The organism is Citrobacter rodentium NBRC 105723 = DSM 16636 (genome assembly GCF_021278985.1).
GTDB lineage: Bacteria > Pseudomonadota > Gammaproteobacteria > Enterobacterales > Enterobacteriaceae > Citrobacter_A > Citrobacter_A rodentium.
Map to the genome: position 1 here is coordinate 2,557,882 of NZ_CP082833.1, position 16,392 is coordinate 2,574,273.

Genomic DNA, 16,392 nt, shown 5'->3' on the forward strand with positions numbered 1-16,392 from the left:
TTTTATTTTCCGCCGCGTCATACTGCCGCCATGAAAAAACAGCAGGGCTATACGCTCATCGAAATGCTGGCGGCGATGCTGATTATCGTCAGCCTGAGCGCGACAGGACTGTACGGCTGGCAGCGCTGGCAGCAACAGCAGCGCCTGTGGCAGACCGCCTGTCAGGTGCGCGACTTTTTGCTGCAGTTGCGGGAAGACGCCAACTGGCATAACCGCGACCACGTTATTACCGTCGTCAGGGAGGAAGCATCATGGTGTCTTATCAGTTCGGCTGCCGGACAAGCTACCTGCCAGCCGCGCTCCGCGCTGGTCTTTACGCCATTATGGCGCGATGTCGGAGTCGTGGAAATCACCCCCTCTCTGGCATTTTTTGGCCTGCGCAACACCGCGTGGGCCGGACATATCCGCCTGAAAAATGCGGCCGGGGAGTGGCGGCTGGTGATTTCTTCCTGGGGGCGCATTCGTCTTTGCGCACGCGGCGACACGGCGTCATGCTGGTGAATACGCGAGGGTTTTCGTTGCCTGAAGTGCTGATTGCGATGGCGATTGGCAGTGTGTTGCTGCTGGGCGCCGCCCGGTTTCTGCCCGCTTTACAGCGGGATATTTTACAGCACACCCTGCAACTTTCGCTGGAAGAGGAGGTGTGGCAACGGGTTTATACCGTGGCGAAGCATCTTCAGCGCGCCGGGTACTGTTATGGCAACTGCGGCGGCAAGGGGCTTACCTTGGCTGAACAGGGGCAGTGCGTTATCGCGCAGTGGGACGCCAACGGTAACGGCGTCTGGGAACGCGGATCGCTAAAAGAGCCGGAACAGACCGGGTTTCGCCTGAAAAATAATGTCCTGGAAACGCTGCGGGGAGCAGGCTCCTGCACCGATAAAGGCTGGGATAAAATGACCGACCCCGACACGCTGCGCATTACCGCCTTTGAGGTCGAGCGTCAGGATGTCGCGGGTTTTGCCCCTGTTCTGACCGTGCACCTGCGCGGCGTGGCGTGGGCGCAGCCGCAGAGGGTTATCGACGCGCGCTATAGCGTCACGGGGTACAATCTGTGAACCGTGAGCGGGGCGTCTCCTCGCTGGCGCTGGTTTTGCTACTGTTAGCGCTTGGTAGCCTGTTATTACAGGGGGTGAACCAGCAGCACGCCAGCTTTGCTACTCGCGTGGCGATGGAAAGCACAGCCTTGCAGCGTCAGGCGCTGGTACAGTCAGCAATGGAGTGGGGCAGGGTGCAGCCGTGGAAGGCCGATCCGGCGCGGCCCTGTCGGTATTATGCAGCGGAAAAGGTTCCGGTTTGTCTGCGCATGTTCGCCGACAATCAACTGCTGCTGATTACTCAGTTTCAGGGAACATCCCTGTGGCGACTGGGTGAGTGGGTAGCCGGAGCCGCCGTTTTCTCGCCGCATGGCTGGAGCGATTTTTGCCCGTTGCGGGAGGCCGCGCTATGCCAGCTTCCCTGAGTCGTCAACGCGGGTTCAGCCTGCCGGAGGTGCTGCTGGCTGTGGCGCTGATGGTGATGGTGGTCACCGCGCTTGCCGGATATCAGCGCGCGCTGATGAGCAGTTTTATTGTTCGCAGTCAGTATCTCCAGCTCTGGCGACAGGGCTGGCAGCAAACGCAACTGCGTTCCTTTTCGCCACCCGCGGACTGGCAGGTTAACAGAATGCAGACAACGCAGGCGGGATGTGTCAGCATCAGCGCTAAGCTGTTTTCACCGTTGGGCAGGCAGGGGCAAATGACGCGCCTGCATTGCCCTGACCGTTAGTTGTCAGGAGTCTCCATGTTAAGGGTCTACCACTCGAACCGTCTGGATGTGCTGGAAGCGTTGATGGAGTTTATCGTCGAACGCGAGCGGCTGGACGATCCGTTTGAACCTGAAATGATTCTGGTTCAAAGCACCGGTATGGCGCAGTGGCTACAGATGACCCTGTCGCAAAAATTCGGCATCGCCGCCAATATCGAATTCCCGCTGCCCGCCAGCTTTATCTGGGACATGTTTGTGCGCGTCTTACCGGGGATCCCGAAAGAGAGCGCCTTTAACAAACAGAGCATGAGCTGGAAGCTAATGACGCTATTGCCGGAACTGCTTGGGCATGACGACTTTACGCTGTTGCGCCACTATCTGACGGACGATACCGACAAACGTAAGCTGTTCCAGCTTTCATCGCGCGCGGCGGATCTGTTCGACCAGTATCTGGTGTTCCGTCCTGAATGGTTAACCCAGTGGGAGGCGGGACGAAGGGTGGAAGGACTGGGAGAAGCCCAGCGCTGGCAGGCGCCGCTGTGGAAAGCGCTGGTGGAGTACACCGATCGGCTGGGGCAGCCGCGCTGGCATCGCGCCAGCCTCTATCAGCGGTTTATTCAGACCCTTGAAAACGCCAATACCTGTCCGCCCGGCTTACCTTCGCGGGTGTTTATCTGCGGTATCTCGGCGCTGCCGCCGGTTTACCTTCAGGCGCTCCAGGCGCTTGGCAAACACATTGACATCCATTTGCTCTTTACCAACCCATGTCGCTATTACTGGGGCGATATCAAAGATCCTGCGTATCTGGCAAAACTGCTGGCGCGACAGCGGCGGCACAGCTTTGAAGACCGTCATCTGCCGCTGTTTCGTGACGGCGCCTCTGCCGGCAGCCTGTTTAACAGCGACGGCGAACAGGACGTCGGCAACCCGATGCTGGCCTCATGGGGCAAGCTGGGGCGCGATTATATTTATTTGCTTTCCGAACTGGAAAACAGTCAGGAGCTGGATGCGTTTGTCGATATCACGCCGGATAACCTGCTGCATAACATTCAGGCCGATATCCTGGAACTGGAAAATCACGCGGTAGCCGGAGTGAGCCTGGAAGAGTACTCGCGTAGCGACAGCAAGCGCCGTCTCGATCCGGATGATACCAGCGTGACCTTTCACGTCTGCCACAGCCCTCAGCGCGAAGTGGAAATTCTCCACGATCGTCTGCTGGCGATGCTGGAAGCGGACCCAACGCTGACGCCGCGCGATATTATCGTGATGGTCGCGGATATCGACAGCTACAGCCCGTTTATTCAGGCCGTATTTGGCAGCGCTCCGCCTGAGCGTCATCTGCCATATGCCATTTCGGATCGTCGCGCCCGCCAGTCGCATCCGGTGTTGCAGGCGTTTATCAGCCTGCTGTCGCTGCCGGACAGCCGTTTTGTCTCTGAGGATGTGCTGGCCCTGCTTGACGTCCCGGTGCTGGCGGCGCGTTTCAACATCAGCGAAGAAGGCTTGCGCTACCTGCGTCTGTGGGTGAATGAATCCGGCATCCGCTGGGGGATAGATGATGATAACGTGCGCGAACTGGAGCTTCCGGCGACAGGGCAGCATACCTGGCGGTTTGGCCTGACGCGAATGCTGCTGGGGTACGCGATGGAAAGCGCCCAGGGCGAATGGCAGTCCGTTCTGCCATATGACGAGTCCAGCGGGCTGATTGCAGAACTGGTCGGGCATCTGGCGTCACTGCTGATGCAGCTTAATATCTGGCGTCGCGGTCTGTCCCAGGAGCGACCGCTGGCGGAGTGGCTGCCGGTCTGTCGGGAGATGCTTAACGATTTCTTCCTGCCGGATAGCGAAACGGTAGCCGCCATGACGCTTATTGAGCAGCAGTGGCAGGCGATCGTTGCCGAAGGGCTGGGGGCGGAATACGGTGATGCGGTACCGCTTTCGCTACTGCGTGACGAACTCGCGCAGCGGCTGGATCAGGAGCGGATCAGCCAGCGTTTCCTGGCCGGTCCGGTGAATATCTGCACCCTGATGCCGATGCGCTCAATCCCTTTCAAAGTCGTGTGCCTGCTGGGAATGAACGACGGGGTTTATCCGCGGCAGATGCCCCCGCTGGGCTTTGATCTGATGAGCCTGAAACCGATGCGCGGCGATCGCAGCCGTCGTGATGACGACCGCTATCTGTTCCTCGAAGCCTTAATTTCCGCCCAGCAGAAGCTGTATATCAGCTATATCGGACGCTCAATTCAGGATAACAGCGAGCGTTTCCCCTCTGTGTTAGTCCAGGAGCTGCTGGACTACATCGGGCAAAGCCACTATCTACCGGGGGACGAAGCGCTAACCTGCGATGAGAGCGAAGAGCGGGTGAAGGCGCATGTCACCTGTATCCATACGCGGATGCCTTTTGACAGCGAGAACTTCCTGCCCGGCGAGCGGCAGAGCTATGCCAGCGAATGGTTGCCGGCGGCAAGCCGCAGCGGCGAAGCCCACTCTGATTTCGTGCAGCCGCTGGCGTTCGAAATGCCGGAGACGCTCTCGCTGGAAACGCTACAGCGCTTCTGGGCGCATCCGGTACGGGCGTTTTTCCAGATGCGTTTACGGGTCAATTTCCGCTCCGAAGAGAGCGAAATCCCTGATACGGAGCCCTTTACCCTTGAGGGGCTGACCCGCTATCAGCTAAACCAGCAACTGTTGAACGCGCTGGTGGAAGAGGGCGATGCTGAGCGTCTGTTCCGCCGCTTCCGTGCGGCGGGCGATCTGCCCTACGGCGCGTTTGGCGAGATCCTCTGGGAGACGCAGCATCAGGAAATGCAAACCCTGGCTGACAAAATCATCGCCTGCCGTCAGCCCAGCCAGAGCATGGAGATTGATCTTCACTGTCATGGCGTTCAACTGACCGGCTGGCTGCCGCAGGTGCAGGAGGATGGCCTGCTGCGCTGGCGGCCTTCGCTTATCAGCGTTTCGCAGGGACTGCAACTTTGGCTTGAACATCTTGTCTATTGTGCCTGCGGAGGAACAGGCGAAAGCCGACTGTTTTTGCGCAAAGACGGAGAGTGGCGCTTCCCGCCGTTAGAGGCGGCGCAGGCGCTGGATTATCTGGCGCAGTTGATTGATGGGTATCGGGAAGGAATGTCTTCGCCGCTTCTGGTGTTGCCGGAGAGCGGCGGCGCATGGATAAAAGCCTGTTATGACGCGGTAAATGATGCCATGTTAGAGGACGACGAAACGCGGCAAAAGGCGCGCACGAAGTTTTTGCAGGCCTACGAAGGCAATATGGTGATACGCGGCGAAGGCGATGATATCTGGTATCAGCGGCTATGGCGGCAACTGGATCCCGGTACGCTTGAGACCATTATCGCGCAATCACAACGTTACCTGCTTCCGCTTTTCAGATTTAATCAGCCGTCATGATTGTATAAAAATTGCGCATCCTGAAGGCTTCCTTTAAGATGCGATGCCCTGCCCAAAGCCGTATCCGGCGTATCTTTGCGCAGAAAGAAAGTTAATGATGAGGTTTTTGAATGCCCCGCAGCACCTTGTTCAAAGCGTTACTGTTGTTAGTCGCCTTCTGGGCGCCCTTAAGTCAGGCAGATACCGGTTGGCAACCCATTGCGGAAACCATCCGTAAAAGCGATAAAGATACCCGTCAGTATCAGGCCGTGCGTCTGGACAATGAGATGGTGGTCTTGCTGGTATCCGATCCGCAGGCGGTAAAGTCTCTCTCTGCGCTGGTGGTGCCCGTCGGGTCGCTGGAAGATCCGGACGCGCATCAGGGGCTGGCGCACTATCTCGAACATATGTGCCTGATGGGGTCCAAAAAATACCCGCAGGCCGACAGCCTCGCGGAATACCTCAAGCTGCACGGCGGTAGCCATAACGCCAGCACCGCGCCGTATCGCACGGCGTACTATCTGGAAGTGGATAACGACGCGCTGACAGGCGCGGTTGACCGTCTGGCGGACGCCGTAGCACAACCGCTACTGGATAAGAAATATGCCGATCGTGAGCGCAATGCGGTGAACGCGGAGCTCACTATGGCGCGAACCCGCGACGGGATGCGAATGGCGCAGGTCAGCGCGGAAACCATTAACCCGGCGCATCCGGGGGCGCGTTTTTCCGGCGGTAATCTTGAAACCCTGAGCGATAAGCCCGGTAATCCGGTGCAGCAGGCGTTACTCGATTTTCATAACAAGTATTACTCCGCTAACCTGATGAAAGCGGTGATTTACAGCAATAAGCCATTGCCGGAGCTGGCAAAGATGGCTGCTGAGACCTTTGGCCGGGTGCCGAACAAAAATATCAAAAAGCCGGAAATTACCGTTCCGGTGGTCACCGACGCGCAGAAAGGGATCATTATTCACTATGTTCCTGCGCTGCCGCGAAAAGTGCTGCGCGTTGAGTTTCGCATCGACAATAACAGCGCGCAGTTCCGCAGTAAAACGGACGAACTGATCGCCTATCTGATTGGCAACCGCACGCCGGGAACGCTCTCTGACTGGCTGCAAAAGCAGGGGCTGGTGGAAGGCATCCGCGCCGACGCCGATCCGGTGGTGAACGGCAACAGCGGCGTGCTGGCGATCTCCGCAACGCTTACCGACAAGGGACTGGCTAACCGCGAAGAGGTGGCGGCGGCTATTTTCGGCTATCTCAACCTGTTGCGCGAAAAAGGCGTCGATAAACGCTACTTTGACGAACTGGCGCATGTTCTCGATCTCGACTTCCGCTATCCGTCAATTACCCGGGATATGGACTACGTAGAGTGGCTTGCCGATACCATGATTCGCGTACCGGTGGCCCACACTCTGGATGCCGTGAACATTGCCGATCGCTACGACGCAAAAGCAATTCAGCAACGTCTGGCGATGATGACGCCGCAAAATGCGCGCATCTGGTACATCAGCCCGCAGGAGCCGCACAACAAAACGGCGTACTTTGTCGACGCCCCGTATCAGGTCGACAAAATCAGCGAACAGACCTTTGCCGCGTGGCAGAAAAAAGCGCAGGGCATCGCGCTGTCGCTGCCGGAGCTTAACCCCTATATTCCGGACGACTTCACGCTGGTTAAACCGCAGAAGAAATATGCCCGTCCGGCGCTGATTGTCGACGAGCCGGGACTGCGCGTGGTGTATGCGCCGAGCCAGTATTTCGCCAGCGAGCCCAGAGCGGATGTCAGCGTGATTTTGCGCAATCCGCAGGCGATGAACAGCGCCCGGAATCAGGTTATGTTCGCCCTGAATGACTATCTGGCTGGCATTGCGCTTGACCAGTTAGCCAACCAGGCCTCCGTTGGCGGAATCGGCTTTTCCACCAACGCCAACAACGGCCTGATGCTCAATGCCAACGGCTACACTCAGCGCCTGCCCCAGCTTTTCCAGGCGCTGCTGACGGGCTATTTCAGCTACACCGCAACGGAAGAACAGCTGGCGCAGGCGAAATCCTGGTACAGCCAGATGCTGGACTCCGCTGAAAAAGGCAAAGCCTATGAACAGGCGATTATGCCGGTGCAGATGCTCTCGCAGGTGCCCTATTTTTCCCGCGACGAGCGCCGTGCGCTGCTGGCGTCGATCACGCTGAAAGAGGTAATGGCCTATCGCGAGGCGTTAAAAACCGGCGCTCGCCCGGAGTTCCTCGCTATTGGTAACATGAGCGAAGCGCAGGTGATGACGATGGCGCGCGATATGCAAAAACAGCTTGGCGCGAACGGAGCGGAATGGTGTCGCAACAAAGACGTGCTGGTGGATAAAAAGCAGTCCGTTATTTTTGAAAAAGCGGGCAGCAGCACCGACTCCGCGCTGGCGGCGGTATTCGTTCCCACGGGCTACGATGAGTATGCCAGTTCAGCCTACAGCGCGATGCTGAGCCAGATCGTCCAGCCGTGGTTTTACAATCAGCTGCGTACCGAAGAGCAGTTAGGGTATGCGGTATTCGCCTTTCCGATGAGCGTCGGACGCCAGTGGGGAATGGGTTTCCTTCTGCAAAGCAGCGACAAACAGCCGGGTTATCTTTGGCAGCGTTACAGGGCGTTTTTCCCTACCGCAGAAGCAAAGCTGCGGGCAATGAAACCTGAAGAGTTTGCCCAGATCCAGCAGTCAATCGTGGCGCAGATGCTACAGGCGCCGCAAACGCTGGGTGAAGAGGCGGGGAAAATAAGCAAAGATTTCGATCGCGGCAATATGCGCTTCGATTCGCGTGATAAAATCGTGGCCCAGATAAAGCTGCTGACGCCGCAAAAACTGGCCGACTTCTTTCACCAGGCTGTGATTGCGCCGAAAGGTATGGCGATACTGTCACAAATTTCCGGCGGCCAGAATGGCAAAGCGGAATACGTTCATCCGGAAGGCTGGAAAGTGTGGGACAGCGTCAGCGCGTTGCAGCAAACTATGCCCCTGTTGAGTGAAAAGAATGAATGATGTCGCCGAGCCCCTTGATCCCCTGCGCTTGCCCCTTACGGGCGAGCGCCTGATTGAAGCCTCAGCCGGCACCGGAAAAACCTTTACCATCGCCGCGCTCTATTTGCGCCTTCTGCTTGGGTTAGGCGGTTCCGCCGCCTTTCCCCGTCCGCTTACCGTCGAAGAATTACTGGTGGTGACCTTCACCGAGGCCGCCACCGAAGAGTTGCGCGGTCGTATTCGCAGTAATATCCATGAACTGCGTATCGCCTGTCTGCGCAATGCCACCGATAATCCGCTTTATGCCGGTCTGCTGGCGGAGATCGACGATAAAGAACAGGCGGCGCAGTGGCTGCTGCTGGCCGAACGGCAGATGGACGAGGCGGCCGTTTTTACTATCCACGGCTTCTGCCAGCGTATGCTGAGCATGAACGCCTTCGAATCCGGCATGTTGTTTGAGCTACAGCTCATTGAAGATGAATCCCTGCTGCGTTATCAGGCCTGCGCCGATTTCTGGCGGCGTCACTGCTACCCTTTACCGCGCGAAATCGCCCAGGTGGTGTTTGAGACGTGGAAAGGCCCGCAGGCTTTGCTGGCGGATATCAATCGTTACCTGCAAGGGGAGGCGCCGGTTATTAAAGCGCCGCCGCCAGCGGACGAAACGCTGGCCTCCCGCCATGAAGCCATTGTCGGGCGAATTAATGCGCTCAAGCAAAAATGGTGTGAATCGGTCGATGAACTGGAGGGGCTGCTGGAGTCTTCCGGCATTGATCGACGCAAATTCAATCGCGGCAATCAGGGCAAATGGATCGAGAAGATCAGCGCCTGGGCGCAGGAAGAAACGCTCAGCTACCAGTTACCGGACGCGCTGGATAAATTTTCGCAGCGTTTCCTGGCGGAACGCACCAAGGCGGGCGGCGTTGTTCCTGAACATCCGCTGTTTGTCGCCATCGACGCGCTGCTGGCGGAACCGTTAACCATCCGCGATCTGGTGATCACGCGGGCGCTGGCAGAGATCCGTGAGACGGTTGCCCGTGAAAAGCGTCGCCGCGGCGAACTGGGATTTGACGATATGCTCAGTCGACTGGATGCCGCGCTGCGCAGTGAGAGCGGCGATGCGCTGGCGGCGGCGATACGTACCCGTTTTCCGGTGGCGATGATCGATGAATTTCAGGATACCGATCCCCAGCAATACCGTATTTTTCGCCGAATCTGGCGACAGCAGCCGGAGACTGCGCTGTTACTGATAGGCGATCCGAAGCAGGCGATTTATGCCTTTCGCGGCGCGGATATCTTTACCTATATGAAGGCGCGTAGCGAAGTGAGCGCGCGCTATACGCTTGACACCAACTGGCGTTCCGCGCCGGGCATGGTCAACAGCGTTAACAGGCTGTTCACTCAGATGGATGACGCCTTCATGTTCCGCGAAATTCCATTCCAGCCGGTGAAGTCCGCCGGGAAAAACCAGTCGCTGCGCTTTGAGTTCCACGGGGAAACTCAGCCAGCGATGACGATGTGGCTGATGGAAGGGGAGAGCTGCGGCGTAGGCGACTATCAGAGCTATATGGCGCAGGTCTGCGCCGCGCAAATTCGCGACTGGCTGGAAGCCGGACAGCGTGGCGAGGCCCTTCTTGTTCGCGGCGACCATTCGCGCGCGGTGAGCGCATCGGATATTAGCGTACTGGTCAGAAGCCGTCAGGAAGCGGCGCTGGTGCGTGATGCCCTGACTCTGCTCGCCATTCCGTCCGTCTACCTCTCTAACCGCGACAGCGTGTTCGAAACGCTGGAAGCCCAGGAGATGCTCTGGATTTTACAGGCGGTGATGACTCCGGAACGGGAGAACACCCTGCGTAGCGCGCTGGCGACCTCTGTGATGGGGCTAAACGCCCGCGATATCGAAACGCTTAATGAAAGCGAAAGCGCATGGGATCGGGTGGTGGAAGAGTTTGTCGACTACCGTCAGATCTGGCAAAAACGTGGCGTTATGCCGATGCTGCGCAAACTGATGTCATCGCAGCATATCGCGGAAAATCTGCTGGCGACGCCGGGCGGTGAGCGTCGGCTGACCGACATTCTGCACATCAGCGAGCTGTTGCAGGAGGCGGCGTCGCAGCTGGAAAGCGAATATGCGCTGGTGCGCTGGCTTTCGCAGCATATCCTTGAGCCGGACAGCAATGCCGCCAGTCAGCAAATGCGTCTGGAAAGCGATAAACATCTGGTGCAGATTGTCACCATTCACAAATCAAAAGGGCTTGAATATCCGCTGGTGTGGCTGCCGTTTATCACCAATTTCCGCGTTCAGGATCAGGCCTTTTATCACGATCGCAACTCATTTGAAGCGGTGCTGGATCTCAGCCATGCCGAGGAGAGCATCGCGCTGGCCGAGGCTGAACGGCTGGCGGAAGATTTGCGCTTGCTCTACGTGGCGCTGACCCGTTCCATCTGGCACTGTAGCCTGGGCGTTGCGCCGCTGGTGCGGCGTCGGGGCGACAAAAAAGGCGATACGGACATTCATCAGAGCGCGCTTGGCCGACTGCTGCAAAAGGGCGAAGCGAAAGATGCCGCCGGGCTTCGCGCCGCTATCGGGGCGATATGCGATGAGAATATTCACTGCCGGATGCCGGACGTCGCCAGTACGGCGTCGCTGCCGTCGTCGGACGAAGTGAGCGCGTCGCTGAATGCCCGACGGGTGCGGCGCGCCCCTGGCGACAGCTGGCGGGTGACCAGCTATTCCGGCCTGCAACAGCGTGGACACGGCATCGCGCAGGATCTTATGCCGCGTCTGGATATCGACGCCACGGGCGTTGGCGAGGCGACGGTTTTGGCGCCGGAGCGCACGCCGCACCAGTTCCCGCGCGGCGCGTCGCCGGGAACGTTCCTGCATAGCCTGTTTGAAGATCTCGATTTTACCCAGCCGGTGGATGCCGCCTGGGTTCGCGAAAAGCTTGAGCTGGGCGGCTATGAGGAAGAGTGGGAGCCCACGCTCACCGCGTGGATTGAGGCGATACTGCGCGCGCCGCTGAACGAAACGGGCGTCACTCTGAGCCAGCTTAGCGCGCGGGAAAAGCAGGTTGAGATGGAGTTTTATCTGCCAATCGCGCAGCCGCTTATCGCCGGTGAGCTGGATGCGCTGATTCGTCAGTACGATCCGCTTTCGGCAGGCTGTCCGCCGCTGGAGTTTGCCCAGGTTCGCGGTATGCTGAAGGGGTTTATCGATCTGGTATTTCGTCATCAGGGGCGCTATTACCTGCTGGATTACAAATCGAACTGGCTGGGTGAAAACAGCCAGGCTTATACCCCGGAAGCGATGGCCTCGGCGATGCAGGCACACCGTTACGATTTGCAGTATCAGCTTTACACCCTTGCGCTGCACCGCTATCTGCGGCACCGTATCGCGGATTATGACTATGAGCGCCACTTTGGCGGGGTAATCTATCTGTTTTTACGCGGCGTGGATCGCGCACAGCCAGAACAGGGTATTTACACGACCCGCCCGCACCGCGAGCTTATTGCCCGCATGGACGAAATGTTTGCCGGTATTGCACAGGAGGAGACGCTATGACGTTACAGGAGCGACTGCTCGAAGCCGTGGCGCAAAAGCAGCTTCGTCCGCTGGATGCGCAATTCGCGCTGGCGGTCGCCGGTGAAAATGAGCCTGCTGTGACGCTGGCGGCGGCGCTGCTCAGCCGGGATGCCGGGGAAGGGCACGTCTGTTTACCGCTGGCGCGATTAGCAAAGAAAGACGAGCTTCCCCCGCTGCTTGCCGCCTGTCTGAGTGAAACCGGTGAGCCGACGGACTGGGCGGAATGTCTGCTTGCCTCTGACGCCGTGAGCCGCGGCGATCGTCCATCGCCGATGATCCTCCACGGCGACCGTCTGTATCTCAACAGAATGTGGTGCAATGAACGCACGGTCGCCCGCTTTTTTAGCGAGGTGAACCAGCCCATCGAGGTTGATGAGGCGTTGCTGAGCAGAACGTTGGAAACGCTGTTCCCGACCACCGATGAGATCAACTGGCAGAAAGTGGCGGCGGCGGTGGCGCTGACCCGCCGTATTTCGGTGATTTCCGGCGGGCCAGGCACCGGCAAAACCACCACCGTGGCGCGCCTGCTGGCGGCGCTGATTCAGATGGCGGACGGCCAGCGCTGCCGTATCCGGCTGGCGGCGCCGACGGGGAAAGCCGCCGCGCGTCTGACAGAGTCGTTAGGCAAGGCGTTACGCCAGCTGCCGCTGACCGATGAACAGAAAAAAAGGATCCCTGACGATGCCAGTACGCTGCACCGCCTGCTGGGCGCGCAGCCGGGGAGTCAGCGTCTGCGTTATCACGCGGGCAACCCGCTGCATCTTGATGTGCTGGTGGTTGATGAAGCGTCGATGATTGACCTGCCGATGATGTCGCGGCTGATCGACGCGCTGCCGCCGCATGGCCGCGTTATCTTCCTTGGTGACCGCGATCAGTTGGCGTCGGTTGAAGCAGGGGCGGTGCTGGGCGATATCTGCGCGTATGTTAACGCAGGTTATACGCCGCAGCGGGCGCGGCAGCTGAGCCGCCTGACGGGGATGCCGGTTCCGGCTGGCAGCGGAGACGATGCGGCATCGCTGCGCGACAGCCTCTGTCTGCTGCAAAAAAGCTATCGTTTTGGGCATGATTCCGGCATCGGCCTGCTGGCGGCGGCGATAAACCGTGGCGATAAGGCTGCGATAAACGCCGTTTTCCGGCAGGCGTTCAGCGACATTGAGAAGCGGATGCTCAGGAGTAGTGAAGATTACGGGGCCATGCTGGAAGACGCGCTGACCGGTTATGGCCGCTATCTGCAACTGCTTGCTGAGCGTGCCGATCCGTCGTTGGTTATTCAGGCTTTTAATGAGTTTCAGCTACTTTGCGCGCTGCGCGAAGGGCCGTTTGGCGTCAGCGGACTGAATGAACGTCTTGAGCAGGCCATGCATAACAAGCGTAGGATCCGTCGCCAGCCCTATTCGCGCTGGTACGAAGGCCGCCCGATTATGATTGCCCGCAACGACAGCGCGCTGGGGCTGTTTAATGGCGATATCGGCATCGCCCTCGATCGCGGACAGGGTCTGCGGGTCTGGTTCGCGATGCCGGACGGAAGCATTAAAGATATCCAGCCCAGCCGCCTGCCGGAGCATGAAACGACCTGGGCGATGACGGTGCACAAATCGCAGGGATCGGAGTTCGATCATGCGGCGCTGGTGTTGCCTACCCAGCGCACGCCGGTCGTGACCCGCGAACTGGTGTACACTGCCGTGACCCGCGCGCGCCAGCGCCTGTCGCTGTATGCCGATGAGCAGATCCTCAGCAGCGCGGTAGCGACGCGCACCGAGCGGCGTAGCGGTTTGTCGGTGCTGTTTAGCGGCAAAGCGGAGGGCGGATAAGCGGCCAACGCCAGATGGCGCTTATCCCAGATCCGCCATCAGCACTTTTGAACACCGCTGATAGTTGTACATCTCCTTTTTGCTCTCCGGCAACAGGTCGATATCCACCGGCGTAAAGCCGCGCTCCTGGAACCAGTGAATACTGCGGGTGGTGAGCACGAACAGCTTGCTCAGACCAAGTTGTTTAGCCTGGGCGGCAATTCGTTCCAGCAGAACCTCGCCCCGCGAGGAGCTGCGGTAATCGGGATGCACCGCCACGCAGGCCATTTCACCGATTTTTTCTTCCGGGAAGGGGTAGAGCGCGGCGCAGGCGATGGTCATATTATCGCGCTGGATAATGGTGAACTTGTCGATCTCCATCTCCAGCTGTTCGCGCGAGCGGCGTACCAGAATTCCCTGTTGCTCCAGCGGACGAATCAGTTCCAGGATGCCGCCGATGTCGTTAATGGTCGCCCGGCGGATCTGCTCGGCGCTCTCCATTACAATCTGCGTTCCGATACCGTCGCGGGAGAACAGCTCCTGCAACAGCGCGCCGTCCTCCTGATAGCTGATCAGATGACAACGGCGGACGCCGCTGCGGCAGGCTTTTACCGCCCCGCGCAGGAACCGCACGGTGCCGGAGTTGTAATCGCCTTTCTCTTCCTGCGCCTCAACGCGCGTCTGGGCCTCATTGGGGAACAGTTCGGAGACGATATCGCCGTCTTCGTTGGTTACCCCCTGAGAAGAGCAGAAGCCAATCATCTTTTCAGCCTTCAGTTTGATGGCCAGCTGCGTGGCGATCTCTTCCGAGGTCAGGTTAAAGCTTTCGCCGGTTACCGAGACCGCCACCGGTCCCATCAGGACGATTGCGCCGCTGTCCAGCTGACGATGGATGGCTTCTTCATCAATACGGCGAATGCGTCCGCTGTGGCAGTAGTCGACGCCATCGTCAACGCCCAGCGGCTGCGCGATGATGAAATTCCCGCTGACCACGTTGATGTGCGCGCCCTGTAGCGGCGTATTGTTCAGACTCATCGACAGCCGGGCGGTAATATCCAGTTGCAACGTCCCTGCCGCCTGCTTCACCAGCTCCAGCGTTTTGGCATCGGTCACACGGGTATTTTTGTGGTACATCGGCTCATGATGATGCAGTGCGAGGTTGGCGTCGATTTGCGGTCGCGCGCCATAGACCACCACCAGACGGATGCCGAGGCTGTGAAGAAGGCCAATATCATTGACGATGCTGGAAAAGTTTTCATGCTCAATAGCTTCGCCGCCGAGCATAATGACAAAGGTTTTCCCCCGATGAGTATTGATATAGGGAACAGAATGGCGGAATCCCTGGACCAGTTCGGTTCTACGCTCCTTCACCACGGCACACCCTCATTGCATGATTATTCGTAATTACTGTATTTTTATTCTGTTTTCTTGCCGCGCGCAAGCGCAAATTTTCGCCCGGGAAAAGTTTTTTCTCAGTAATACCGTGAATGGTAAAAGAAAGTTTACCCTTTTATAGATGACAGATTATGCGTCATTCGCTAAAGTTTCCGGTCAATTTGGACATTTAGTCATCTACACCGCTACGTTTTATTTGCTCGGGAGAAGCATGTCGGGAACCAATCCACCCATCAGCCGCCGTCGTTTACTGCAAGGGGCGGGCGCCATGTGGCTATTGAGCGTCAGTCAGGTCGGTCTGGCTGCCGTCAGTCAGATTGTTGCGGTTCGTATCTGGCCCGCATCGAGTTATACCCGCGTTACGGTGGAATCGAACCGACAGCTGAAATATAAGCAGTTTGCCCTGAGCAATCCCGAACGCGTGGTTGTGGATATTGAAGATGTGAATTTGAACTCCGTGCTGAAGGGCATGGCGGCGCAAATTCGTCCTGACGATCCTTACATCAAGTCGGCGCGGGTGGGGCAGTTCGATCCGCAGACCGTTCGTATGGTGTTTGAGCTGAAACAAAACGTGAAGCCGCAGCTGTTTGCGCTGGCGCCAGTGGCCGGATTTAAGGAACGCCTGGTGATGGATCTTTATCCTGCCAATGCGCAGGATATGCAGGATCCGCTGCTGGCGCTGCTTGAGGACTACAACAGAGGCGATCTTGATAAGCAGGTGCCGCCTGCGCAGAGCGGACCGCAGCCGGGGAAAGCCGGGCGCGATCGTCCGATTGTGATCATGCTCGATCCGGGACACGGCGGCGAGGACTCCGGCGCGGTAGGCAAATATAAAACGCGGGAAAAAGATGTGGTGTTGCAGATCGCCAGGCGTTTACGGGCGCTGATCGAAAAAGAGGGCAACATGAAGGTCTATATGACGCGTAATGAAGATATCTTTATTCCGCTGAAGGTGCGCGTGGCCAAGGCGCAGAAGCAGCGTGCAGACCTGTTTGTATCGATTCACGCCGATGCGTTCACCAGCCGCCAGCCCAGCGGTTCTTCGGTATTTGCCCTGTCGACCAAAGGCGCCACCAGTACCGCGGCGAAATACCTGGCGCAGACGCAGAACGCCTCCGACTTAATTGGCGGGGTCAGCAAAAGCGGCGATCGCTATGTTGACCATACCATGTTCGATATGGTGCAGTCGCTGACCATTGCCGACAGCCTGAAATTTGGTAAAGCGGTGCTGAACAAGCTCAGTAAGATTAACAATCTGCATAAGAATCAGGTGGAACAGGCGGGCTTTGCGGTCCTGAAAGCGCCGGATATTCCGTCGATCCTCGTCGAAACGGCGTTTATCAGCAACATTGAGGAGGAGCGTAAGCTCAAAACGGCGAAGTTCCAGCAGGAGGTGGCGGAGTCGATTTTAGCCGGAATTAAGGCCTATTTTGCCGACGGGGCGACGCTGGCGAGAAGAGGATAATGATTCGGAGCGCTTTTGCTGTGATGGCGG

The 16,392-nt window shown here is 58.2% G+C and carries 10 protein-coding genes; 9 read left to right on the plus strand and 1 reads right to left on the minus strand.

The genetic code is table 11. From position 1 onward, the window contains the following. Nucleotides 1–30 precede the first annotated feature (30 nt). The 8 genes from K7R23_RS12130 (at nucleotide 31) to recD (ending at nucleotide 13,523) form a co-directional block, all read left to right on the plus strand. Nucleotides 31–501 carry a prepilin peptidase-dependent protein gene (locus tag K7R23_RS12130; RefSeq protein ID WP_012907013.1) on the plus strand — a complete coding sequence of 157 codons (471 nt, stop codon included), beginning with the start codon at nucleotides 31–33 and terminating at the stop codon, nucleotides 499–501. Beyond that, nucleotides 492–1,055: a prepilin peptidase-dependent protein gene (locus K7R23_RS12135; protein ID WP_012907012.1), complete on the plus strand. Its 564-nt coding sequence runs from the start codon at nucleotides 492–494 to the stop codon at nucleotides 1,053–1,055. Before K7R23_RS12130 ends, K7R23_RS12135 begins: the two co-directional genes overlap by 10 nt. Next, nucleotides 1,052–1,459: a DUF2509 family protein gene (locus K7R23_RS12140; RefSeq protein ID WP_012907011.1), complete on the plus strand. Its 408-nt coding sequence runs from the start codon at nucleotides 1,052–1,054 to the stop codon at nucleotides 1,457–1,459. Before K7R23_RS12135 ends, K7R23_RS12140 begins: the two co-directional genes overlap by 4 nt. Further along, a complete protein-coding gene (locus K7R23_RS12145; RefSeq protein ID WP_012907010.1) occupies nucleotides 1,444–1,764 on the plus strand; it encodes a prepilin-type N-terminal cleavage/methylation domain-containing protein in 321 nt (106 codons plus the stop codon). Before K7R23_RS12140 ends, K7R23_RS12145 begins: the two co-directional genes overlap by 16 nt. 15 nt (nucleotides 1,765–1,779) lie before the next feature. Next, nucleotides 1,780–5,151, plus strand: coding sequence for an exodeoxyribonuclease V subunit gamma (gene recC, locus K7R23_RS12150; RefSeq protein ID WP_012907009.1), 3,372 nt, complete (start codon nucleotides 1,780–1,782; stop codon nucleotides 5,149–5,151). Between the two features lie 110 nt (nucleotides 5,152–5,261). Next, the gene (ptrA, locus tag K7R23_RS12155; RefSeq protein WP_012907008.1) at nucleotides 5,262–8,150 is read left to right on the plus strand and encodes a pitrilysin; all 2,889 of its coding nucleotides are present in this window, start codon (nucleotides 5,262–5,264) and stop codon (nucleotides 8,148–8,150) included. Further along, on the plus strand, nucleotides 8,143–11,691 hold the full coding sequence (gene recB / locus K7R23_RS12160) for an exodeoxyribonuclease V subunit beta (protein WP_012907007.1): 3,549 nt from the start codon (nucleotides 8,143–8,145) through the stop codon (nucleotides 11,689–11,691). Before ptrA ends, recB begins: the two co-directional genes overlap by 8 nt. After that, a complete protein-coding gene (gene recD / locus K7R23_RS12165) occupies nucleotides 11,688–13,523 on the plus strand; it encodes an exodeoxyribonuclease V subunit alpha (protein ID WP_012907006.1) in 1,836 nt (611 codons plus the stop codon). The genes recB and recD overlap by 4 nt, the downstream gene beginning before the upstream one ends. 21 nt (nucleotides 13,524–13,544) lie before the next feature. Here the strand turns inward: recD and argA are convergent, their stop codons facing one another. Next, the gene (argA, locus tag K7R23_RS12170) at nucleotides 13,545–14,876 is read right to left on the minus strand and encodes an amino-acid N-acetyltransferase (protein ID WP_012907005.1); all 1,332 of its coding nucleotides are present in this window, start codon (nucleotides 14,874–14,876) and stop codon (nucleotides 13,545–13,547) included. Nucleotides 14,877–15,108: 232 nt separating this feature from the next. Between argA and amiC the strand changes: the two genes are divergently transcribed. Beyond that, nucleotides 15,109–16,362 (plus strand): N-acetylmuramoyl-L-alanine amidase AmiC, encoded by a 1,254-nt coding sequence (gene amiC, locus K7R23_RS12175; RefSeq protein WP_012907004.1) that lies wholly within the window; start codon nucleotides 15,109–15,111, stop codon nucleotides 16,360–16,362. Nucleotides 16,363–16,392 lie beyond the last annotated feature (30 nt).